The organism is Bradyrhizobium oligotrophicum S58, assembly GCF_000344805.1.
GTDB lineage: Bacteria > Pseudomonadota > Alphaproteobacteria > Rhizobiales > Xanthobacteraceae > Bradyrhizobium > Bradyrhizobium oligotrophicum.
In genome coordinates this window covers 3,674,967-3,697,450 of sequence record NC_020453.1, presented here as the reverse complement: position 1 = coordinate 3,697,450, position 22,484 = coordinate 3,674,967, and the positions used below count along the sequence as shown (strand labels likewise).

23 protein-coding genes are annotated in these 22,484 nt (G+C 65.8%); 13 read left to right on the top strand and 10 right to left on the bottom strand.

Annotated features, from left to right (window positions below; genetic code table 11):
* The first annotated feature begins 52 nt into the window (after window positions 1–52).
* Entirely contained in the window at window positions 53–1,171 is a 1,119-nt protein-coding gene (gene dprA / locus S58_RS15860; RefSeq protein WP_015666355.1) for a DNA-processing protein DprA, read from the top strand.
* A gap of 19 nt (window positions 1,172–1,190) precedes the next feature.
* On the opposite strand, the gene S58_RS15855 is transcribed toward dprA, so the two are convergent.
* Window positions 1,191–1,553, bottom strand: coding sequence for a winged helix-turn-helix transcriptional regulator (locus S58_RS15855; RefSeq protein ID WP_015666354.1), 363 nt, complete (start codon window positions 1,551–1,553; stop codon window positions 1,191–1,193).
* A 133-nt stretch (window positions 1,554–1,686) separates the two neighbouring features.
* On the opposite strand from S58_RS15855, the gene S58_RS15850 reads away from it, so the two are divergent.
* On the top strand, window positions 1,687–2,298 hold the full coding sequence (locus tag S58_RS15850; RefSeq protein WP_015666353.1) for an FMN-dependent NADH-azoreductase: 612 nt from the start codon (window positions 1,687–1,689) through the stop codon (window positions 2,296–2,298).
* Window positions 2,299–2,378: 80 nt separating this feature from the next.
* On the opposite strand, the gene S58_RS15845 is transcribed toward S58_RS15850, so the two are convergent.
* The gene (locus S58_RS15845) at window positions 2,379–3,152 is read right to left on the bottom strand and encodes a glucose 1-dehydrogenase (RefSeq protein WP_042339598.1); all 774 of its coding nucleotides are present in this window, start codon (window positions 3,150–3,152) and stop codon (window positions 2,379–2,381) included.
* Window positions 3,153–3,294: 142 nt separating this feature from the next.
* Between S58_RS15845 and S58_RS15840 the strand changes: the two genes are divergently transcribed.
* A complete protein-coding gene (locus S58_RS15840) occupies window positions 3,295–3,738 on the top strand; it encodes a winged helix-turn-helix transcriptional regulator (protein WP_015666351.1) in 444 nt (147 codons plus the stop codon).
* A 15-nt stretch (window positions 3,739–3,753) separates the two neighbouring features.
* Here S58_RS15840 and S58_RS15835 read toward each other — a convergent pair whose 3' ends face one another.
* A complete protein-coding gene (locus S58_RS15835) occupies window positions 3,754–3,972 on the bottom strand; it encodes a hypothetical protein (protein WP_070099540.1) in 219 nt (72 codons plus the stop codon).
* Window positions 3,973–4,186: 214 nt separating this feature from the next.
* Here S58_RS15835 and topA point away from each other — a divergent pair, with 214 nt between their 5' ends.
* From topA to S58_RS15815, 4 genes are read left to right on the top strand one after another with little or no spacing between them, the layout of a single operon-like run.
* Window positions 4,187–6,964 (top strand): type I DNA topoisomerase, encoded by a 2,778-nt coding sequence (gene topA, locus S58_RS15830; RefSeq protein ID WP_015666349.1) that lies wholly within the window; start codon window positions 4,187–4,189, stop codon window positions 6,962–6,964.
* A gap of 4 nt (window positions 6,965–6,968) precedes the next feature.
* Window positions 6,969–9,356 (top strand): ribonuclease R, encoded by a 2,388-nt coding sequence (gene rnr / locus S58_RS15825; protein ID WP_015666348.1) that lies wholly within the window; start codon window positions 6,969–6,971, stop codon window positions 9,354–9,356.
* Window positions 9,353–9,808 (top strand): DUF983 domain-containing protein, encoded by a 456-nt coding sequence (locus tag S58_RS15820; RefSeq protein WP_042340770.1) that lies wholly within the window; start codon window positions 9,353–9,355, stop codon window positions 9,806–9,808. Before rnr ends, S58_RS15820 begins: the two co-directional genes overlap by 4 nt.
* A 37-nt stretch (window positions 9,809–9,845) precedes the next feature.
* A complete protein-coding gene (locus tag S58_RS15815) occupies window positions 9,846–10,604 on the top strand; it encodes an NUDIX hydrolase (RefSeq protein WP_015666346.1) in 759 nt (252 codons plus the stop codon).
* A 28-nt stretch (window positions 10,605–10,632) separates the two neighbouring features.
* Here S58_RS15815 and S58_RS15810 read toward each other — a convergent pair whose 3' ends face one another.
* A complete protein-coding gene (locus S58_RS15810) occupies window positions 10,633–11,016 on the bottom strand; it encodes a RidA family protein (protein ID WP_015666345.1) in 384 nt (127 codons plus the stop codon).
* A gap of 185 nt (window positions 11,017–11,201) precedes the next feature.
* On the opposite strand from S58_RS15810, the gene S58_RS15805 reads away from it, so the two are divergent.
* The 4 genes from S58_RS15805 (at window position 11,202) to S58_RS15790 (ending at window position 16,122) form a co-directional block, all read left to right on the top strand.
* Entirely contained in the window at window positions 11,202–12,536 is a 1,335-nt protein-coding gene (locus S58_RS15805; RefSeq protein WP_015666344.1) for an amidohydrolase, read from the top strand.
* A gap of 365 nt (window positions 12,537–12,901) precedes the next feature.
* Window positions 12,902–14,227: an LLM class flavin-dependent oxidoreductase gene (locus S58_RS15800; RefSeq protein WP_015666343.1), complete on the top strand. Its 1,326-nt coding sequence runs from the start codon at window positions 12,902–12,904 to the stop codon at window positions 14,225–14,227.
* Between the two features lie 119 nt (window positions 14,228–14,346).
* Window positions 14,347–14,514 carry a 50S ribosomal protein L33 gene (gene rpmG / locus S58_RS15795; protein ID WP_015666342.1) on the top strand — a complete coding sequence of 56 codons (168 nt, stop codon included), beginning with the start codon at window positions 14,347–14,349 and terminating at the stop codon, window positions 14,512–14,514.
* A 255-nt stretch (window positions 14,515–14,769) separates the two neighbouring features.
* The gene (locus S58_RS15790; RefSeq protein ID WP_015666341.1) at window positions 14,770–16,122 is read left to right on the top strand and encodes a globin-coupled sensor protein; all 1,353 of its coding nucleotides are present in this window, start codon (window positions 14,770–14,772) and stop codon (window positions 16,120–16,122) included.
* A 140-nt stretch (window positions 16,123–16,262) separates the two neighbouring features.
* Here S58_RS15790 and S58_RS15785 read toward each other — a convergent pair whose 3' ends face one another.
* Window positions 16,263–17,030 carry a hypothetical protein gene (locus S58_RS15785; RefSeq protein ID WP_015666340.1) on the bottom strand — a complete coding sequence of 256 codons (768 nt, stop codon included), beginning with the start codon at window positions 17,028–17,030 and terminating at the stop codon, window positions 16,263–16,265.
* An 8-nt stretch (window positions 17,031–17,038) separates the two neighbouring features.
* Window positions 17,039–17,935 carry a MipA/OmpV family protein gene (locus tag S58_RS15780; RefSeq protein WP_015666339.1) on the bottom strand — a complete coding sequence of 299 codons (897 nt, stop codon included), beginning with the start codon at window positions 17,933–17,935 and terminating at the stop codon, window positions 17,039–17,041.
* 342 nt (window positions 17,936–18,277) lie between these two features.
* Here S58_RS15780 and S58_RS15775 point away from each other — a divergent pair, with 342 nt between their 5' ends.
* Both S58_RS15775 and S58_RS15770 read left to right on the top strand, forming a co-directional pair.
* Window positions 18,278–18,958 carry a response regulator transcription factor gene (locus S58_RS15775; RefSeq protein ID WP_015666338.1) on the top strand — a complete coding sequence of 227 codons (681 nt, stop codon included), beginning with the start codon at window positions 18,278–18,280 and terminating at the stop codon, window positions 18,956–18,958.
* Window positions 18,955–20,328 (top strand): sensor histidine kinase, encoded by a 1,374-nt coding sequence (locus S58_RS15770; RefSeq protein WP_015666337.1) that lies wholly within the window; start codon window positions 18,955–18,957, stop codon window positions 20,326–20,328. Before S58_RS15775 ends, S58_RS15770 begins: the two co-directional genes overlap by 4 nt.
* Window positions 20,329–20,450: 122 nt before the next feature.
* Here the strand turns inward: S58_RS15770 and S58_RS15765 are convergent, their stop codons facing one another.
* The 4 genes from S58_RS15765 to S58_RS15755 all read right to left on the bottom strand — a co-directional run bounded on the left by S58_RS15765 (window position 20,451) and on the right by S58_RS15755 (window position 22,271).
* Window positions 20,451–20,681, bottom strand: coding sequence for a hypothetical protein (locus tag S58_RS15765; RefSeq protein ID WP_015666336.1), 231 nt, complete (start codon window positions 20,679–20,681; stop codon window positions 20,451–20,453).
* 240 nt (window positions 20,682–20,921) lie between these two features.
* Entirely contained in the window at window positions 20,922–21,329 is a 408-nt protein-coding gene (locus tag S58_RS15760) for a DUF1127 domain-containing protein (RefSeq protein WP_015666335.1), read from the bottom strand.
* 174 nt (window positions 21,330–21,503) lie between these two features.
* Window positions 21,504–21,782 (bottom strand): hypothetical protein, encoded by a 279-nt coding sequence (locus tag S58_RS37570; RefSeq protein ID WP_144058326.1) that lies wholly within the window; start codon window positions 21,780–21,782, stop codon window positions 21,504–21,506.
* A 75-nt stretch (window positions 21,783–21,857) separates the two neighbouring features.
* Window positions 21,858–22,271 (bottom strand): DUF1127 domain-containing protein, encoded by a 414-nt coding sequence (locus S58_RS15755; protein ID WP_015666334.1) that lies wholly within the window; start codon window positions 22,269–22,271, stop codon window positions 21,858–21,860.
* Window positions 22,272–22,484: the final 213 nt, after the last annotated feature.

Genomic DNA, 22,484 nt, shown 5'->3' with positions numbered 1-22,484 from the left:
CCCTGCGCCTCCCGGTTGCTCCATTCTGGTCCTCTGCGTAGAGGGGACTGGCGTGGACGCAATCAACAACACCATCGAGCTGAGCGAGATAGAGCGGCGCGACCGCCTGCGGCTGATCCGCTCCGACAATGTCGGACCGCGGACGTTTCGCTCGCTGCTCGACCATTTCGGCACCGCGCGCGCCGCGTTGGACCGTCTGCCGGATCTGGCACGCCGCGGCGGCGCCGCCAGGGCGGGCCGGATCTGCACGGTCGACGAAGCCGAGGCCGAACTCGCAGCCTGCCGACGGCAGGGCGTCCAGTTGCGGGCGCCGGACGAGGACGGCTATCCGCCTCGCCTCGCCACCTGCGAGGATGCGCCCCCGCTGCTCGCCGTGCGCGGCGCGCTGGCTACATTGATGCGGCCGACGATCGCCATCGTCGGCTCGCGCAACGCCTCGGCCGCCGGGCTGAAATTTTCCGGCCAGCTCGCCTACGAGCTCGGCAATGCCGGCTTCGTCGTCATTTCCGGGCTGGCCCGCGGCATCGATCAGGCCGCGCATCGCGCGAGCCTCGCCAGTGGCACGGTCGCGGTGCTCGCCGGCGGCCACGACCGGATCTATCCGCCCGAGCATGTCGACCTGCTCGGCGCCATCGTCGGTGGCAGCGGCGCCGCCATCTCCGAAATGCCGCTCGGGCACGAGCCGAGGGCCCGCGACTTTCCCCGTCGCAACCGGCTGATATCAGGCGCCTCGCTCGGCGTCGTCGTCGTCGAAGCCGCGCATCGCTCGGGCTCGCTGATCACCGCGCGGATGGCCGGCGAACAGGGCCGCGAGGTCTTCGCCGTGCCGGGATCACCGCTCGATCCGCGCTCGGCCGGGACCAACGACCTGATCAAGCAGGGCGCCACCCTGGTCACCGAAGCCGCCGACATCATCCAGGCCGTCGGCCCGATCATGGAACGGCCGCTGCCACTGTCGCTGCGCGAGCCCGACGAGGAATTGTTCGCCCCCGATCCCGAGAGCCACGACCGCGACCAGATCATCGCCCTGCTCGGCCCAACCCCGGTGTCGATCGACGACCTGATCCGGATCAGCGGCCTGTCGCCCGCTGTGCTGCGCATGGTGCTGCTCGAGCTCGAGCTGGCCGGCCGCCTGGAGCGCCATGGCGGCGGGATGGTGTCGCTGATCTAGGCGTGCGATGCTCGCGCGCTCACTGCCGGTCATTCCGTAGATCGAATCGCATCCGCGAGTCCTCGATCTGGTCTTGGTGCGCCATCGCCCATTCACCCAGCGCTTTGACCGGCCCTGACAATCCCCGCCCGAGGTCGGTGAGCTCATAATCGACGCGCGGCGGAATGGTCGGAAACACGGTCCGCGTCACCAGCCCATCGCGCTCGAGACCGCGCAAGGTCAGCGTCAGCATGCGCTGCGAGATGCCGCCGACCAGACGCTTGAGCTCGTTGAAGCGCTTGGGGCCGTCGCCCAGCATCATGATGACGAACACGCTCCATTTGTCGCCGACGCGCGCTAGAATCGATGCGACGCCGCGGCAATCATTGTGATCCGGCTGCATCGCCGGGGCGGGATCATCGCTGTTCGCAAGTGTCACGGATGTCACCGGGTTTCAAAAATGTGCGTTCTTGTGGGGTTACAGCACAGTCACTCATAGTGCGCCAGTTACAAACCAATACTGAGGTGACTGACCTATGACCCAACTCCTTCACATCGACTCCAGCGTGCTCGGCCCGAACTCCGTCAGCCGTCAGGTCTCCGCCGCGATCGTCGGCCGCTTCCGCCAGGTCACGCCCGGGCTGGAGGTCACCTACCGGGACGTCGCAGCCGAGCCGCTGTCACATCTGTCCGGAACGCATGTCGCCATTGCCTACGGTGCACCGGTCGAAGATCCCACCGTGAAGGCGGAGGTCGCCGCCGGACAGGCCGCGCTGGAGGAGTTCCTTGCGGCCGATATCGTCGTGATCGGCGCCCCCATGTACAACTTCTCGATCCCGAGCCAGCTGAAGGCCTGGATCGACCGCATCGCCGTCAGGGGCAAGACCTTTAGCTATGGCCCGAACGGCCCGCAGGGGCTGGCCGGCGGCAAGCGCGTCATCATCGCCGTTTCGCGCGGCGGCCACTACGGCGCGGACACGCCGATGGCGACATTCGAACACCTGGAGACCTATCTGCGCAGCGTCTTCAGCTTCATCGGCGTCACGGATCTCGAATTCATCGCGGCCGACGGCGTCCAGATCGGCGCAGAGCAGCGCGAGCAGGCGCTGGCGAATGCCCTTCAGACTGCCGGCGGCCTCGCTGCCTGACATCGCGAGGCTGCCCGTTCGCGACCCTTCTTAGGTCCGTGGTGGGGCCTCGGGCCACACCACGGAGCGTCTTCGACGCCCTAGCCCCGATAGATCGGCGCGCCGGCCGGCGAGCTCGTGGCGCCGCCATCGACGAACAGCTCCTGGCCCTGGATGTGCGCCGCGTCGTCGGACGCAAGGAACAGCACGGTGCTCGCGATATGCTCGGGCTCACCGATATGGCCGAGTGGTGTCGTCGCGGCAATCCTGGCCTCGAACGCCTTCTCTGCTTCCGGCGTCGCGATCGCGGCACCCCAGATCGGCGTCCGGATCGCGCCCGGCGCGACCACGTTGACGCGGATGCCGCGCGGCGACAGTTCTGACGCCAGCACCCGCGCCATCGCGCGTACCCCGGCCTTGCTGGCGGCATAGGCCGAATAACCGGGATTGCCGAGCACCGAGATCACCGAGCCGTTGAGGATGATCGACGCGCCGTCGTTGAGATGAGGCAGTGCCGCCTGAACGGTGAAGAACACGCCGGTCAGATTGGTACGGATCACCTGCTCGAACACCTCAAGCCTAGTGGCGCCGGCCGGGGTCGCACCGGGAATGCCGGCATTGGCGAACAAAATGTCGAGCTTGCCGAAGCGCTCTGCAGCGCGTGCAACCGCGGCCTCGGTCGCGCCGATGTCGGTCGCATCGGCGGCCAAAGCCAGCGCGTTCGGCCCGAGATCACGCGCCGCAGCTTCGAGCCGACCGGCATCGCGCCCGGTGATGGCGACCTTGGCGCCCTCCGCTACGAAGCGGCGGGCGGTCGCGAGCCCGATGCCGCTGCTGCCGCCGGTGATCAGTGCCGTCTTGTTCGCAAGCCTCATACCCGTCTCCATATGGTTGCATTATTAAACTATGTAGACCACATAGCGGATTGGTTTTATAATGCAACCACACAAGCCCGTGATCGCCGCGCTATGTCCGGCACGCGCCACCGTCCGGGCGAGAGGATGAAGGACGATGTGAATGGTCAAACGCACCAGCCTCGAAGGCGACGCCTGCCCGATCGCACGTTCGCTGGATGCGATCGGCGACTGGTGGTCGCTCCTCATCATCCGCGACGCGTTTCTCGGCGTTCGCCGCTTCAGCGCCTTCCAGCGCAGCCTCGGGATGGCCAAGAACATCCTTACCGTGCGGCTGCGAGCGCTGGTCGATCGCGGCATCCTCGCCACGGAGCCCGCCTCCGATGGCAGCTCCTATCGCGACTACGTGCTGACGGCGAAAGGCCGCGGCCTGTTTCCGATCCTGGTCGCGCTGCGGCAATGGAGCGAGGAATTCGACGCGCATCCCGAGGAGATCGCGACCGTCCTGGTCGATCGCGCCCACCGCCGGCCGGTCCGCAAGCTGGTTCTTTATGCTGACGACGGTACGCCGCTGGCGCCCGAGGAGACCAGCCTCGCGCCGCGATGAGCCGAACGACGCGCGTCAGCAGAGCCTGTGGCGGCTGCGCAACCGGAGATGCTCCTCCGCCTCGAGATTGGCCATGCGCAGCAGGTAGTCGAGCATGTCGAGGTTATGCCGCTGGGCCAGATGGGAGAGGCTCGTCGTCACCTCGGCGATGAGCGCCGCCGCGGCGTCCGCGTCCTCGACCATCGCTTCAACGTCAGGATCGTGTTTGTCCGCTGCCTTGGCCAACAAATCCATCCAGCATGGGTATTTGACGGAAACGAACATAAAAAGAGCGCGGTTCCAATAGCACTCCTCACAACCTGATAGGTACTTCGCCGAGTCAACGCAATCGACTTTCAACATCCATCGATTTGACAGGAACCGCCTCACCACCCATGTTCGGGTCAACGAGGCAGGCGCGAATCCCGCGAAACCGGCTTCAATCCTTCCACTAAGTCATTGGAAATACATGAACATCGTCATCGTGGAGTCGCCTGCGAAGGCCAAGACGATCAATAAGTATCTGGGCTCCTCCTACGAGGTTCTGGCCTCTTTCGGTCATGTCCGCGACCTTCCGGCCAAGAACGGTTCCGTCGATCCGGATGAGAATTTCCGGATGATCTGGGAAGTGGACCCCAAGGCGGCCGGCCGACTCAACGACATCGCCAAATCGCTGAAGGGTGCTGACCGACTGATTCTCGCCACCGACCCTGATCGCGAGGGTGAGGCGATTTCCTGGCACGTGCTGGAGGTGTTGAAGGAGAAACGTGCGCTCAAGGATCAGAAGATCGAGCGCGTCGTCTTCAACGCCATCACCAAGCAGGCCGTCTCGGAGGCGATGAAGCATCCGCGCCAGATCGATGGCGCGCTGGTCGATGCCTACATGGCGCGCCGCGCACTCGATTACCTCGTGGGCTTCACCCTCTCTCCCGTCCTGTGGCGCAAGCTGCCGGGCGCCCGCTCGGCGGGGCGCGTGCAGTCGGTTGCGCTGCGGCTGGTCTGTGATCGCGAGCTCGAGATCGAGAAGTTCGTACCGCGCGAATACTGGTCGCTGATTGCAACCCTGGCGACGCCGCGTGGCGACACCTTCGAGGCGCGTCTCGTCGGCGCCGACGGCAAGAAGATCCAGCGGCTCGACATCGGCACCGGCGTCGAGGCCGAAGACTTCAAGCAGGCGCTGAATGCGGCGAGCTACACGGTCGCGACCGTCGACGCCAAGCCGGCGCGGCGCAATCCGCAGGCCCCCTTCACCACCTCGACGCTGCAGCAGGAAGCGAGCCGCAAGCTCGGCTTCGCACCGGCGCATACGATGCGCATCGCGCAGCGTCTCTATGAAGGCATCGACATCGGCGGCGAGACCACCGGTCTCATCACCTATATGCGAACCGACGGCGTGCAGATCGCGCCCGAGGCGATCACGCAGGTGCGCAAGGTGATCGGCGAGATCTACGGCAACAAATACGTGCCGGACAGCCCGCGCCAGTACCAGGCCAAGGCCAAGAACGCGCAGGAAGCGCACGAGGCGATCCGTCCGACCGACCTGTCGCGCAAGCCGGCCGAGTTGCGCAAGCGGCTCGATGACGACCAGGCCAAGCTCTACGAGCTGATCTGGACCCGCACCATCGCGAGCCAGATGGAGTCGGCCGAGCTCGAACGCACCACGGTCGACATCATCGCCAAGGCGGGCGCCCGCACCCTGGAGCTGCGCGCCACCGGCCAGGTCATCAAGTTCGACGGCTTCCTCGCGCTCTACCAGGAAGGCCGCGACGACGAGGAGGACGAGGACAGCCGCCGGCTGCCGCAGATGAGCCCGAACGATCCGCTCAAGCGCCAGAACCTCGCGGTCACGCAGCACTTCACCGAGCCGCCGCCGCGCTTCTCGGAGGCGTCGCTGGTCAAGCGCATGGAGGAGCTCGGCATCGGCCGGCCCTCGACCTATGCCTCGATCCTCGATGTGCTCAAGGCCCGCGGCTATGTGAAGCTGGAGAAGAAGCGGCTGCACGGCGAGGACAAGGGCCGCGTCGTGATCGCGTTCCTGGAGAACTTCTTCCGCCGCTACGTCGAATATGATTTCACGGCCGATCTCGAGGAGCAGCTCGACCGCATCTCCAACAACGAGATCGCCTGGCAGCAGGTGCTGAAGGATTTCTGGACCGGCTTCATCGGCGCCGTCGACGACATCAAGGATCTGCGCGTGGCGCAGGTGCTCGACTCGCTCGACGAGATGCTCGGCCCGCACATCTATCCGCCGCGCGAGGATGGTGGCGACGTCCGGCAATGCCCGACCTGCGGCACTGGACGGCTCAACCTGAAGGCCGGCAAGTTCGGCGCCTTCGTCGGCTGCTCCAACTATCCGGAGTGCCGCTACACCCGCCCGCTCGCCGCCGACAGCGAAGCCGCCGCCGATCGCATCCTCGGCCAGGATCCGGACACGGGACGCGACGTGACCGTCAAGGCCGGCCGCTTCGGCCCCTACATCCAGCTCGGCGAGCAGAAGGATTATGCCGAAGGCGAAAAGCCGAAGCGCGCCGGCATCCCCAAGGGCACGCAACCGTCGGATGTCGATCTCGAGCTGGCGCTGAAGCTGCTGTCGCTGCCGCGTGAGATCGGCCGGCATCCGGAGACGGGTCTGCCGATCACGGCGGGGCTCGGCCGCTTCGGACCGTTCGTGAAGCACGACAAGACCTATGCGAGCCTGGAGGCCGGCGACGAGGTGTTCGACATCGGCCTCAACCGCGCGGTCACCTTGATTGCCGAGAAGATCGCCAAGGGTCCGAGCAAGCGTTTTGGTGCCGATCCCGGCAAGGCCTTGGGTGAGCATCCTTCGCTCGGCGCCGTCGCCGTCAAGGCCGGTCGCTACGGCGCCTATGTCACCGCGGGCGGCGTCAACGCCACCATTCCCGGCGACAAGGAAAAGGACACGATCACCCTGGCCGAGGCGATCGCCCTGCTCGACGAGCGCGCCGCCAAGGGTGGCGGCAAGAAGCCAGCGAAGGGCAAGGCTACGAAGGACAAGGCTGCGAAACCGGCCAAGGCTCCGAGCAAGGCTGCCGCGAAGCCGAAGGCCGGCGGCGACGACGACTCGCCGAAGCCTGCCAAGAAGGCCGTCGCGAAGAAGGCCGCGGCCAAGCCGAAATCAGACTCCACCAGCAAGGCGCGTGCGCCGGTTGCCAAGGCCGCCAAGACATCGGCGAAGCCTGCGGCAAAGCCGCCTGCCAAGAAGAGCGCCGGCAAGGCCCGCGGATGAGAAAATGACCAACAAGCGCGACATCGGCTTCCCCCCGCGGGAGGCCATCGTCGCCTTCATCCGCGCCAATCCGGGCAAGGTTGGCACCAAGGACATTGCCCGCGAGTTCGGCCTGAAGAATGCCGATCGCGCAGCCCTGAAAGAGTTGCTGCGTGAGCTCGTCGCCGACGGCACCGTCAAGAAGGGCGGCCGCAAGACCATCATCGAGCCCGCAGTGCTGCCGGCGACGCTGGTCGCCGACATCACCGGCCGTGACAGCGACGGCGAACTGATCGCCAAGCCCGCGGAATGGGACGAGGCCGAGCAGTCCGAGCCGCCGCGCATCCGCATCTATGCCTCTCGCCTCGCCAAGCCAGGCGCCACCGCCGGCGTCGGTGATCGCGCCCTGCTCCGCGTCGAGCCGGTCGAGGACGCCGAAGGCGTCGCCTATCGCGGCCGTGTACTGAAAGTGCTCGACCAGGCGCGCAACCGCGTCCTCGGCATCTTCAAGAGCAATCCCAATGGCGGCGGGCGCTTGATCCCCGTCGACAAGAAGCAGGCCGGACGCGAGCTCTCGATCGCCCCTGGCGATACCAGGGACGCCAAGGACGGCGATCTCATCAGCGTCGACCTGCTGCGCGGCCGCGGCTACGGCCTGCCCGCCGGTCGGGTCAAGGAGCGCTACGGCTCGGTCGCGACCGAGAAGGCGATCAGCCTGATCGCGATCCACGCCCACGAGATCCCGATGGATTTCTCCGCGGCGGCCGTGGCGGAGGCCGAAGCCGCGCAGCCGGCGAACCTGAAGGGCCGCGAGGACTGGCGCGAGCTGCCCCTGGTCACGATCGATCCCCCCGATGCCAAGGATCACGACGACGCCGTTCATGCCGAGCCGGATCCCGATCCGAACAATGTCGGCGGCTTCATTCTCCATGTCGCGATCGCCGACGTCGCCTACTACGTGCGGCCGGGATCGGCGCTGGATCGCGACGCGCTGATCCGCGGCAACTCGGTCTATTTCCCCGACCGCGTCGTTCCGATGCTGCCCGAGCGCATCTCCAACAATCTGTGCTCTCTTGTGCCGGGCGAAGCGCGGGGCGCGCTCGCCGTGCGGATGGTGATCGGCGCCGACGGTCGCAAGCGGTCGCATTCGTTCCATCGGGTGCTGATGCGCTCGGCGGCCAAGCTCTCCTATGCACAGGCGCAGGCCGCCATCGACGGCAAGCCGGACGACGTGACTGGCCCCCTGCTCGAGCCGATTCTGAAGCCGCTCTACGCGGCCTATGAGGTCGCCAAGCGCGGCCGCGATGCGCGCGATCCGCTCGACCTCGACATCCCCGAGCGCAAGATCCTGCTCAAGAAAGACGGCACCGTCGATCGCGTCGTCGTCCCGGAGCGCCTCGACGCCCACAAGCTGATCGAGGAGTTCATGATCTCGGCCAACGTCGCCGCGGCCGAGTTGCTGGAGAAGAAGGCGCTGCCGCTGATCTACCGCGTCCACGACGAGCCGACGGTGGAAAAGGTGCACGCGCTGCAGGAATTCCTGAAGACGCTCGACGTGCCCTTCGCCAAATCCGGCGCGCTCCGGCCATCGCTGTTCAACCGTGTGCTGACGCTGGTCGCCGGGCAGGATTACGAGCAACTCGTCAACGAGGTCGTGCTGCGCTCGCAGGCCCAGGCGGAATACTCCACGGACAATTACGGGCATTTCGGCCTCAATCTGCGCCGCTACGCGCATTTCACCTCGCCGATCCGCCGCTATGCCGACCTCGTCGTGCATCGCGGGCTGCTGCGTGCGCTGGGGCTCGGCGACGGCGCCCTGCCCGACAGCGAGACGCCGGATCATCTCGCCGAAGTCGCCGCGCAGATCTCGGTCACCGAGCGTCGCGCGATGAAGGCCGAACGCGAGACCGCCGACCGCCTGATCGCGCATCATCTCGCCGACCGCGTCGGCGCCACCTTCCAGGGCCGCATCTCCGGCGTCACCCGCGCCGGCCTCTTCATCAAGCTCGACGATACCGGCGCCGACGGCCTGGTTCCGATTCGAACCCTCGGCACGGAATATTTCGACTATGACGAGACCCGGCACGCCCTGATCGGCCAGCGCAGTGGTGCCATGCACCGGCTGGGTGACGTCGTCGACGTGCGTCTGGTAGAAGCTCAACCCGTGGCCGGTGCGCTGCGCTTCGAGCTGCTGACCCAGGCCGACGTGCTGGTGTCGCGCCATCCGCGCCGCGACCGGTCGAAGGCCAAAACCGGCTTCAAGGCCAAGAGCAGTTTCAAGACCAAGACATCCAAGCGGGCCAAGACCGAGGCTCGTCCGAAGCACGAAGACAAAAGCCGCAAGAAAAGCCAGAAGGCAGGGGCAAAACGCAAGCCCGGCACATCGAAGAAAGGCAGATCATGGACGCCATGAGTTCAACGCCCCGCGCATTGCCACAGACCTTGCCACAGACTTGGACGCGTGACGCCGGCGCGGTCGAGAAGCGCGACGTGTGGACCGCCATGAAGCGCGGCCTGCGCGGCCGCTGCCCGCGCTGCGGCGAAGGCAAGCTGTTCCGCGCCTTCCTGAAGGTCGCCGACGGTTGCGAGCGCTGCGGCCAGGACTTCTCCGGCCACCGCGCCGACGATCTTCCCGCCTATCTCGTCATCGTCATCGTCGGCCACATCATCGTGCCGCTGGTGCTCTCGGTCGAGACCAACTACGCGCCGCCGGTGGCGCTGCAGCTCGCGATCTATCTGCCGGTCACGCTGATCGCCTCGCTGGTTCTGCTGCAGCCGGTCAAGGGCGCCGTGGTCGGGCTGCAATGGGCGTTCCGCATGCACGGCTTCGACGACAATCCGGTGGAAGGCATTCCACCGGTGTGAACGAGCAGACGAACTAATAAGAAAAGGCGGGGAGGACATGAGCGATACGGCACAGGCGAGCAGCGCGCCGACGGGCAAGCCCGCCGAGAAGGAAGCGGATCACCATCCCTATACCAAGCCGCGGGATGCAGCGACGCTGATCCTGGTGGACCGCAGCAGCACCGTGCCGAAGGTGCTGGTCGGCAAGCGCCACGACAAGGTCGTGTTCATGCCCGGAAAGTTCGTCTTCCCGGGCGGCCGCGTCGACAAATCGGATCACCGCATTCCCGTCGCAGCGTCGATGCCGGCCGAGCTCGAAGCCAACCTGTTCAAGGGCAAGCCGCAGACGACAGCCTCGCGCGCAAAGTCGCTGGCGGTTGCCGCGATCCGCGAGGCCTGCGAGGAAACCGGCCTCTGCCTGGGACGCAAGATCGACGGCCCCGCCCCCAAGCTCGACGGACCGTGGGCGCCATTTTCTGAAGCCGGTCTGCTGCCGGATCCCTCCGGCCTCTATCTGATAGCCCGCGCGATCACGCCGCCTGGCCGTATCAAGCGCTTCGACACCCGCTTCTTCACCGCCGACGCCTCCGCCATCACCCACCGCGTCGACGGCGTCGTCCACGCCGACGCCGAGCTGGTCGAGCTGGTCTGGGTCGAGCTCGGCTCGAAACCGCTCGCCGACCTGCATCCGATGACCAAGAACGTGCTCAACGAGCTCGACCGCCGCCTCGCCACCGGCCCGCTGCGCCATGATGCGCCTGTGCCGTTCTTCCACTTCTACGGCGGCAAGATGCAGAAGGACGTGCTGGGCGCCTGAGGGCGAACGCCGGCGGAAGGACCAGCGTTCAGTCGTGAACGATGGCGGTCACCTCGATCTCGACGCGCGCCGTCGCCGGCGTAAGACCTGCGACCTTGACGAGCGTGCTCGCCGGACGAACCGACCCGAACGCGCCGCTATGCGCGCGGGCAACGGCGTCGATATCCGCCATATCAGTCACGTAGACGACCGTCCGCACCACGTGCCGGAGGTCTGCCCCGGCCTGCCGCAGAGCGTCAGCGAGGATGCCGATCGCGCTCGTCGCTTGGCCGTACGCATCGCAGTCCAAATCAGCACCACGAGCAGTCGTTCCAGAAACGAAGACCTGGTTGCCGACACGGACTGCACGCGCATAGCCATAAGTGTCCTCGAAAGGATAGCCGGACGAGATGCTGAGCCGCGGTTGTGACATGTTGAATGCTCCCAGGTAAACGTCATGGGCTGAAGCTCCGAGTGCGAAGCGCGCATCGTCGCAACGCACCCCGCCGCGACCTGAAGGCAGGTGCCGTCGTTGCGGCAGCCCTATATACACAAGGACGTGCTGGGCGCAGCGAGCTGAAAGGTATTATATTGGCTGCATTCATTGTGGAGCCATCCATGAAGCAGTCTCTCGGCCTTCTGTTTGCGTCCGCCGCGCTGGTCGCCCTCGCTTCGCCACCGGCTCGTGCCGAACTCGACGTGCCCGCGCTGAAGGGCACGATCGCAGCCGCGCTCGAACGCGACTACCCCGCGCTCGACGTGCTCTACAAGGATCTGCACGCCCATCCCGAGCTGGCTTTCCAGGAGGTCAGGACCGCTGCGAAGCTCGCGGAAGAAATGCGCGCGCTCGGCTTCGAGGTCACAGAGAAGGTCGGCAAGACCGGCCTGGTCGCGCTCTATCGCAATGGCGAGGGCCCGACCATCATGGTCCGCACCGAACTCGATGCGCTGCCGATGGAGGAGAAGACCGGCCTGCCCTACGCGAGCCACGACAAGGCGAATTGGAACGGGCGCGAGACCTTCGTCGCGCATAGTTGCGGCCACGACATCCACATGGCGAGCTGGATCGGCACGGCCAAGACGCTCGTCGCCATGAAGGACAAATGGAAGGGCACCCTGATGTTCATCGGCCAGCCGGCCGAGGAGACCGTCGAGGGCGCCAAGGCGATGCTGAACGATGGGCTGTTCACGCGCTTTCCTAAGCCCGATGCCGGCTTTGCGCTTCATGACGGCGGCTTCGCCCATGGCGACGTCGTGTATCGTGTGGGCGTCGGCTCGTCCAACCAGGACGGCCTTTTCATCCGTTTCCATGGCCGCGGCGGCCATGGCTCCGCGCCACACACCACCATCGACCCGGTGATGATGGCGGCGCGCTTCGTCGTCGACGTGCAAAGCGTGATCAGCCGTGAGAAGGACCCGACCGAATTCGGCGTCGTCACTGTCGGTGCGATCCACAGCGGCACCGCAGGAAACATCATCCCCGACGACGCGATCGTGGTCGGCACGATCAGGAGCTTCAAGCCGGAGGTCCGCGCCAAGATGCTGGCCGGCGTCGAACGGACGGCGAAAGCCGTGGCGGCGATGGCTGGCGCAGCGCCGCCCGACATCGATCTCGCTGAAGGCGCCAAGGCGGTCATGAACGACGCGGCGGTGGTCGCGGCCGCCCAGCCGGTGCTGAAGGCGGCATTCGGCGAACACCTGAGGACATCGCCGCCGGGCACCGCGAGCGAGGACTATTCGGAGTACGTCAAGGCTGGCGTGCCGTCGATGTTCTTCAATATCGGCGTCTATGATCCCGAGCGCGTCGCCGCCGCGCGCGAGGGCGGTCCACCGCTGCCGTCCAACCACTCGCCCCTGTTCGCGCCGGTGCCGAAGCCGACCATCGAGACCGGCGTCACCGCGATGACGCTCGCGGTGCTCTCCGCCTTCGACGAGCGTGCGCAGGGGCATTAGCGGTCTCATCACGCAAGGCTTGGCGAAGCTCGCTATGAGACGGTTGTCCTAGCAACGCCAAAAGTGTCGTCCCGGACAAGCCGCGACGCGCGCCAGCGCGACGCGGCTTGTCCGGGACCCAACCCTGCGGCGGACGTGATGCGCAAAAAGCCAATGACCAGCCTGCCTCGAACTCCTCCCTGGGGATATGGGTCCCGGCGTTCGCCGGGACGACATCGTGGTCTGCATTGCCTACGTTGGCTCACCGCGGAATGAGCGTGCTACTTCCGCCACCAAAAACGAAATCGTGTTCTGTGGCGGGTTGCTGACAGGCATGGGCCGAGTTCCTATCTCCCCAAGACAGAAACCATCGCGGACGCCCCCTCATGGCCCCACGTCAACTCAAGCTCGGCGCCTTCATGCGCCCGGTCTCGATCCACACCGGCGCGTGGCGCTATCCCGGCGCCTGGCCGGACGCAAACTTCAATTTCGCGCATCTGAAGCAGCTGATCCGCAAGCTCGAGGCCGGCAAGTTCGACGCCTTCTTCATGGCGGACCATCTCGCCGTGCTGAACATGCCGATCAATGCGCTGAAGCGCAGCCACACCGTGACCTCGTTCGAGCCGTTCACGCTACTGTCGGCGCTGTCCGCGGTGACCGAGAACATCGGGCTGATCGCGACGGGATCGACGACCTTCGACGAGCCCTATCACGTCGCGCGCCGCTTCGCCTCGCTCGACCATATCTCCGGCGGCCGTGCCGGCTGGAATATCGTGACCACGTCCAACCCGGATGCCGCGCTGAATTTCGGGCTCGACGATCACATGGAGCATGCCGAGCGCTACAAGCGTGCGCGGGAGTTCTACGACGTCGTGACCGGTCTCTGGGACTCCTTCGCCGACGATGCGTTCGTGCGCGACGTCGAGCAGGGTCTGTTCTTCGATCCTGCCAAGATGCACGTGCTCGATCACAACGGCAAATATCTCAAGGTCCGCGGACCGCTGAACATCGCCCGTCCCGTGCAGGGCTGGCCCGTCATCGTGCAGGCCGGCGCCTCCGAGGACGGCAAGCAGCTCGCGGCCGAGACCGCGGAGGCCGTGTTCACCGGCGGCGGCAGCCTCGCCGACGGGCAGAAGCTCTATGCCGACATCAAGGGCCGCATGGACAAGGTCGGCCGCGATCCGGAGCATCTGAAGATCCTGCCCGGCGCCTTCGTCGTGGTCGGCGACAGCGTCGACGAAGCGAAGGAGAAGCGCGCGCTGCTCGACAGCAAGGTGCATTACGACAGTGCCATCGCCTCGCTCTCGGTCATCCTCGGCACCGATGCATCCGGCTTCGATCCGGACGGCCCGCTGCCTGCTATCCCCGAGACCAACGCCTCCAAGAGCGGCCGCCAGCGCCTCGTCGACGTCGCCGCGCGCGACAAGCTCACCGTGCGGCAGCTGGCGCAGCGGGTCGGCGGCTATGGCGGGCTGTCCTTCGTCGGCACCGCCAAAACCATCGCCGACCAGATGGAGGATTGGCTGGTGAGCCGCGGCTCCGACGGATTCAACATCATGTTCCCGTATTTGCCGGCCGGGCTCGACGACTTCGTCGACAAGGTGATTCCCGAGCTGCAGCGCCGCGGCATCTTCCGGAACGAGTATGAAGGGCCGACCCTGCGCGACAATCTGGGCCTGCCGCGGCCGAAAAACCGCTTCTTCCCGGCTTAGAGGCTCAGATTCTGCCCCGGAAACCTTGACTTTGGGGGCTGGCTGGGTAGGTTGCCGGCCAACGGCGCCCCCTCTTTGGCCGGTGCCCACCCCCGATCCCGATTCCAGAGGTTCAAGACATGGCCAAGGCGGTCACCATCAAGGTCAAGCTCGTGTCGACGGCCGACACCGGCTTCTATTACGTCGCCAAGAAGAATTCGCGCACCATGACCGACAAGATGGTCAAGAAGAAGTACGACCCGGTCGCGCGCAAGCACGTCGAATTCCGCGAAGCCAAGATCAAGTAAGATCGCGGTCTGCTATCGACTTCGACGGGGCCGTTTCGGCCCCGTTTTTTATTGCGCTCGACCAGCCTCGAGAAGTCGCACGCGGGCTGTCTTCGCCGCCCTCCCCCGCCCCTTCCCGGTAACATTCTCCGCACCGCTGAAAATTCAAGTTCCCCCCGTAAGGAACCATCAACCAAACCCGTATACCCCGGGGTAACGAGGCACCCTGCTGCAGCGCGGCCTCTCCCTTGCGTGATCGATACGGGCGGACCAGCGATGACCGAACTTCACACCCTGCAATCCCGTCTCGACTTCATTGGCATCGACAACGCGACGCGAGAGGCTCTCCGGGAGCTGCGGCCCCTGATCGGCAAGGTGCTGCCCGGCCTGCTCGACAAGTTCTATGCCCATGTCGGCAAGGTTCCGAATCTGGCCAAGATGTTTTCCAGCCAGGCCGCGATGCGGCACGCCAAGCAGGCCCAGCACGATCATTGGATGTCGCTGGCGACCGCCAAGTTCGACGACGCCTATGTGAAGTCCGTGACCCGGATCGGCCTCGCCCATAACCGCATGGGGCTGGAGCCGCGCTGGTACATCGCGGGCTACTCGCTGATCGTCACCGGCCTGCAGAAGGCGATCGAGACCGAGGTCTCGGACGGCTGGTTCGGCGGCCAGGCGGCGCGCGAGAAGAAGGCCTTTCTCCAGGCCGCGATCGCCAAGGCGGCGATGATCGACATGGATCTGGCGATCTCGGTCTATCTCGACGCGGCCAAGACCGAGCAGCACGGCGCCATGCAGCGCATGGCCGACGAGTTCGAATCCACTGTCGGCCAGATCATCAACAAGGTCCACGCCGACGCGCGCACGCTGGAGGTCTCGGCCAACACTTTGACCAAGACCGCCGAGCAGACCCAGCAGCTGTCGAGCAGCGCGGCCTCGGCCTCGGGCCAGGTCTCGGCCAACGTGCAGTCGGTCGCCTCCGCCGCCGAAGAGATGACCTCCTCCGTGCACGAGATCGGCCGCCAGGTCAGGGAATCGACCAGCATTGCGAAGGAGGCCGTCCGCCAGATCGAGCAGACCGATGTCGGCATCAGCGAGCTGTCGCGCACCGCCGAGCGCATCGGCGACGTGCTGAAGCTGATCACCTCGATTGCCGCCCAGACCAACCTGCTCGCCCTGAACGCGACCATCGAGGCCGCGCGCGCTGGCGATGCCGGGCGCGGCTTCGCGGTGGTCGCCTCCGAGGTCAAGGCGCTGGCGTCGCAGACCGCCAAGGCCACCGAGGAGATCAGCCAGCAGATCGAGGGCATCCAGAGCGCGACGCAGTCGTCGGTCGCGTCGATCAAGCAGATCGGCGGCACCATCCAGCAGATCTCGGAAATCGCCGCCGGCATCGCCGCTGCCGTCGAGCAGCAGGGCGCCGCCACCGGCCAGATCTCGCGCAACGTGCAGGAGGTCGCCGGCGGCACCGCGCGCGTGGCCGGCAATATCGGCGATGTCAGCCAGGGTGCCAACGCCACCGGCACCGCCTCCTCCCAGGTGCTGGCCTCCGCGCACTCGCTGTCGCGCGAGAGCGATCACCTCAAGGACGAGCTGGACAAGTTCCTGCGCAAGGTCCGCGCCGCCTGATCGTCGGCCATCACTCCGCGGTCCACTTTACGACGTCACAGCCACCCTCATTCCGGGGCACGGCCGCAGGCCTTGAACCCGGAATCTCGCTGTCGTCTCGTATCCATTCTCAACAATTTCGAGATCGCCGGCGCGTTGAACTACCGCGGATCGGCCAGGTGCAGATCGCTCAGCGTGCCCGGAAGGCTGCGGCTGAGGAGATCGACGATCGCCCGGTGCAGCGTCTCGTCCGGCGCGTCGAAATTGCCGTCGAGCACGAGGCTGGGGCCGGCGAGCCGAACGCTCGATGCGTCATCGGACGGCCCGGCCGCCAGCTTCTCGATGATGTCGAACGTTTTGCCATCGAACACCCTGATCTCGTACAGCGCGTGGAGCAGGCTGAAGGATTCCAGAACCGTGCTGTAGGTGATCAGGCCTACCCCTTCCACCTTCCGGTTGCTGCCGCCGAAATTCGCCTTGGCCCTGGTGATGACGATGTAGGCGTCGAGTCCCTGCGGCGACAGCTCGGTCCGCAGCAGCTTCTTGAACGGATCGTCGCGAACGAGATTGACGGCCGTGATCGCAGAGTCCTGGATCGCCGCAAAGGCGGCGCGCGGATAGGTGACCGGCTGCACCTGGAAGCGGACGCTCAGCGCCTTCCCCACCTCCTGCGTGATCAGCTCATCGAGTCGCCAGGACGCGATCGGCACGTTGCGCGAGCTGTTGTCGAGACCTGTGAGCCCTGCCCTCGCCAGGATGAACTGATCACCGACCGCCGAAACGATACCGACGGTCTTGACCGCGCTGAGCTTTTGATCCCGCGTTTCGAACAATGCATCAGCGCGGCTGCTCAGGACGAGAAGGATGGCGATGGCGCACCAGAACAGGAAGCTCGCTGCAATCCAAACGTATCGGCTGACGTAGCGCATGGCGTTCCCTACCGGATCTTGAAGTCGAAAGCGTAGGACGCGCCGATGCCGACCGTGGTCTGGTTCACTGATCCGCGCGCCGTTACGATCGGGCTCTTTGCGGCGTCGCCGAGCAGCCGGTCATATTCGATGTAGGAATGCACCTCCCATTGCGGATTGATCTGATACTTCACCTGCAGGCCGGCCCCGGCGGAATGCGCGCCGCCATTGGCGGTGAACACCGGAAGCCCCGTCGCCATCGCCTGGACGGTGTCGACGTTGAAATAGGGCGAGACGGCCTTCGCGCTTTCCCAGGTGAAGCGCGGACCGGCCGACACGGTGATCGCCCGCGTCACCGGCACGATGAAATCAGCCGAGAAGTCGGAGACGACGCCCTGATGGCCGCCGAAGCCGCCGCGGGTCTCGTTGCGCACGCGAAACCAGTCGACGGGAAAATACTCGATGAAGCCGCCGAGCTCGTACGCGGCCTTGACGTCGCCGAGACCGTTGAGCGCGGCATAGCTGCCGGCCTTTCGCGACGGCACGAACTTGGCCGCGGGGCCCGCGCGCAGATTGCCGAAATCGATCAGGGCGATGCTCGCATTGTCGCGCGGACTGCGAAACTGATCCGCCGATCCGGCGCGGCGGATGGAGAAGATCGGGATCGGACTGAACATGCTGTGCTTCGCGCCATCGAAGTCCGGCTTGTAGCGCCCCTCGGCGCCGATCATGACGGTCCAGTTGCCCGACGCCGGCGGCAGCAGCGACAACTCGAATGGTGGCGCCGGCAAGGTGAATGCAGTCTGGGCCGATGCGCGGTCGAAGCCCGTCGCCGTCAGGCTGAGAGCCGCAAGCGTTGCGGCGAAGAGAGTTCGGTGCGCGCGCCTCGCGGGACAGCGAAGAGCGGCGTCGATGGCATGCTTCATTGCAGGGACCTTTGCCGGCGGGCCTCTTTGTCAGGCCCGTTGGTGTGGATTCGTGTCCCTCAATTGCCGGGGCAACATTGCGCGAAGATTGCCCGCCCGTAACGTTCAGCGACGACGCCATCGGCCCGCAGCCCAACATTGCCCGAACATTGCCCGCGCGAGCGCCGATGGCTTTTGTTTCTGCAGAAGCAGAAGCTGCGCGATCTGGACGTCGCTTGCCCTGGCCGGTCCGCCTGCCGTAAGGGAATGTGTCTGCCTGGCCCGAAGCGCCACAATCGGGCCAAACAGGGAATGTCACGATCCCCGCGGCTTCATTGGCCGGTTGCTGCAAGGAAGGTGGTTGTGCGCTCCCTCGTGATCGAAGACGAACCGCAGATCGGCGCCTATGTCAGTCGCCTGCTGGCGCAGTTGCACGGTGTGGTCGATACGGTCGGATCGGTGTCGGACGCGCAGCATGCGCTGAAGAGCTTCAAATATGATCTGGCGATCGTCGATCGCATGCTGCCCGATGGCGACGCGCTCGCGATCTTCACCGCGCTCGGACAGTTGCCGGAGCGGCCGGCCATCATCATGCTGACCGCCAAGGATTCCAAGGAAGACGTGATCGAAGGTCTCAACGGCGGCGCCGACGACTATCTCGGCAAGCCGTTCGAGCCGGACGAGTTCATCGCCCGCGTGCGGGCCGTGCTGCGGCGGCCGCGGCTGCTGGTGCAGCCATCCCTGTCGTTCGGCAATGTCGAGCTGCATCTCGGCAGCAACGAGGCCGTCGTCGCCGACAACAAGGTCCTGTTGCGCCGGCGCGAGGCGCTGATCCTCGGCGCATTGCTGACGCGGCGCGACCGCGTCGTCACGCGCGCCGCCCTGATCGAGGAGATCTACGGCTTCGACGACGAGATCGAATCCAACACGCTGGAAGCCCAGGTCTCACGGCTGCGCAAGAAGCTGTTCGAGCTCGGCGGCAATGTCGAGATCCGCAGCATGCGCGGCATCGGCTACATGCTGCGAATGGCGCAGAGCCGATGAAGTCGATCGCCCGGACGTTCACGCTGTCGCTCGGCCTTGCCGCAACGGCCATCTTCCTCGCCACCATCACCATCACCGTCTGGCAAGCGCAGCTGCGCGAATACGATCCCGTCGTGTGCCGCGTCGCCGCCGGCATCCTCTATGACGCCGCGGTGGTTGATCCCGGCCACGCGCTGACCATCCGCTCCACGCGCCGCGTCGAGGAGCTGAAATCGTTCAGCCCGAAGCTGTGGTACGTCGTGTCCTACGAGAAGCTGATCACCGAGTTCGGCGGCGACCACAGGCCGGCGCTGCCGTTCTCGCTGCCCTATGGCGGACCGATCGGATTCTCGGTCCTCAACACGCTGGACCAGAACGCGACGTTCTGCCTCGCCGTCATCAATTGGGGCCCGTCCGATCTGGTGATGATGGTCGGCGGGGCGCAGGTCCGGTTCGGCCAGATGCTGCTGTCCTTTGTGGCTCGCAATGCCTTTCCGCTGTCTCTCGGGGCGCTCGCCTTCGCGTCGACGGTGATTCTCGGGGCCTGGCTATCGGGGCGCTTCGTGGCGCGAGGCATCGAACGCGTGACGCGGCGCGCGCTGGCGATCGACCCGTCGGCGCCGCAGGGATCGATTGCCCTCGACGAGGTGCCGATCGAGCTCAAGCCGCTGGTCGAGGCCTTGAACCGCGCCTTCGACGAGATCAACGCCTACATCAAGATGCAGCGCCGCTTCCTCGGCAATGCAGCCCATCAGTTGCGGACGCCACTGACCTTGCTGCGGGCCAGGATCGAGGATGTCGCCGAGCCGCAATTGAGGAGCGCGCTGGTGCGCGACATGCGCCGGCTGAGCTCGCTGGTCGCGGCCATGCTGGACCTGGCGCGGCTGCAGAATCATGCCATCGAAAAAGGACCGATCGATCTTGCGGACGTGGCGCGGGACGCGCTGGCCGATTTCGGCCCGTCGGCGCTGGATGCAGGCATCGAATTGTCGCTGGAGCAGGCCGAGGCGGAAGGGACCGTCGTGCAGGGCGTGGAGGCCGCCATCCGCAGCGCGCTGGCCAATCTGGTCGGCAATGCGTTGATCCACGCCGGTGGCGCCAAACGCGTCACGGCCACGCTCGGCCGCGGCAGCGTGTCGATCAGCGATGACGGCGCCGGATTCTCTCCGAACTACGAGCACAGGCTGATCGAGCCATTCCAGACCGGCAATGCCGCGCAAGGCGGCGCCGGTCTCGGCCTGTCGATCGTCCACGAGATCATGGCCGCTCATGGCGGCGCGTTCGTCATCACCTCCACGCCCGGCGGCGGGACGACCGCCACCTTGCGCTTTGCAGAGGCTGCGGCTGAGGCGTCGGATGAGGACAAGCCAGGCAGCATCGAGACGGCCTGATTGGCGGCAACCGATGGCTTGAAAGCAGCGCAGCGATGCTGGCGCCGAATGCGAAGCGGCGCCGAGGAGTTCGTGATCAGAGCTCCCCGGCGTCGCGCGCGCACCGCGAGCTACGCGTTCGGCTACATCCCATGACTCTGGAACACCGCCGAGCAGCGCTTGCTCAGCTTGGCCCGATTCTGCGTCAGGCAATTCTGGACGCCGAAGTCGTCGCCGAGCTGACTGCGACAGAACCGCTTGGCGTCGGGGGCACAGGCCTTCTGCTCCTGCGGCGTACCCATATGGCCCTGGGCTTGGGCGAATGACGGCAGAACGGACAGCGACACGGCAACCGCGAACATCAGCTTCTTCATTGGGCGCTCCTCCTTGGCCCAGACAAACGTCCGCCACGCCGGGCAGTTCCGGCGGAACTCCAACTCCAAAAGCGGCGAACTACGCTGCGTGGAGGCACGAACGGCCCCCTCGCACGCTCTGCGGAATGATCGCTACGCCTGACGCACGATCTCTCCTCCGTCGCCGCGGCAGACCACGCGGAGCCGCCCTACCGACGACCACCCGCGCTGTACAGCGCCGGCGCTGGCTTGCCCGCGCAACTACATTACACCGCGCGACATCATGAGATGCACCGTGTTGTCCTTGAGCCTTTCCAGAGCACGGTGAGCGGCGATGTGCTCGATGTCGCCTCGTGGCAGGCCGATATCCATGAGTTGCGCCTCGCTCAGGTCGTGCAGATGGATGCGCATCCTGCGCAGCCGGCGGCCATCCTGAAAGGCGAGCCAATATTGCGCGAGCAGACTGAACAGGCCCGGCCCTGCCGCGCCCGGCGGCCCGGCGGCGTCCTTTTCCGACACGGCGTCGCGCAGCACCGCGATGGATGCAGCTGGTCGCGGCGCGGCTGGCACGCCACACGCGGCGTTGGTCGCGGCGGCGATGGGACGATCGAGACCGAGAGGCGCGGCGCCGCGCGCGATCTCGGCAGTGAGGTGGGTCTGGGGCGGCATCGGATGCTCCTGCTGTGTGGTGCCGGCAAGGAGCAAAGGCCAAACAAAAGGCCCCGTCCGATGCCGGCGGGGCCTGGTGGAATGATCGTGTCGTCGAAACCTAGCGCACGACTCCCCCCACGGCCCGGCTACGGCGGGTCGTATGTTTGCGGTTGGCGTTGCGCACGACGTTGATCATGGTTTGCGTGTACCATGACGATGGCGCGAGATCAAGGCATGTAGTTCCTGCACTCGCAATCGAGCACCCATGCGCAAGACTCGCCCCTCGCCGATATCTGCACGCACACCCGACTCCGACAGAATGCTGCCAGAATGCTGTTCGAGCAGGACGCTGGTCTCTCCGCCATCGTTGCGAGCGAAGCGAAGCAATCCAGAGTCGCGTGCGGGACTCTGGATTGCTTCGCTGACGCTCGCAATGACGGCGCTGCCGCGCCGGATGAGCGTGAGCGTCATCCGCCGAGTCAGAACGTCGTCGCTGCGGGATCATTCGCTGAGCCACGCTTTCCTCATGACCATGCTCAGCGACGGCTACATGATCGTGCGGGAGACGATCCCGAAATATCGCGGGTCGTCCTTCAACCCGTCGAGCGTCTGCAGCGCGGCGATGTGCTCGATCTCGGCCCGCGTGATGCCGATATCCGTGAGCTCGCGTTCGCTGAGCTCGTAGAGGTTCGCTCGCAGGCTCTCGCGACGATTCCGCTCCTGAAGGGCGCGCCAGCAACGGCCGATCAGGCGGATGATCAACCAGGTCGGCGTGGCCGGCGGTCCGGCAGCGTCCTTCTCCGACGATGCGTCTTGGCGCACGGCCATGCACGCATCGGGAGACGTTGCTGGCCGTACGCTGCTCATCGCGTCTTTGACCGATGCAACGGAGAAATCGACGTCGAGCCGCGCGTCACGGCGCGCGGTGTCGATGGTCGCATTCGTCTGGTGGGGTGGCATCCTACGCTCCTGCTGTTGTGCCGGCAGGGAGCAAAGGCCAAACAAAAGGCCCCGTCCGATGCCGGCGGGGCCTGGTGGAAGATCGTGTCGTCGAATTGCTAGCGCACGACTCCTTCCACAGCCCAGCCGAAGCCGGTCATGTGATTGAAGTTGACGATGCGCACCGATTTGCTCATGGCATGTACATACCACGGGACGCACGGCACATCAAGC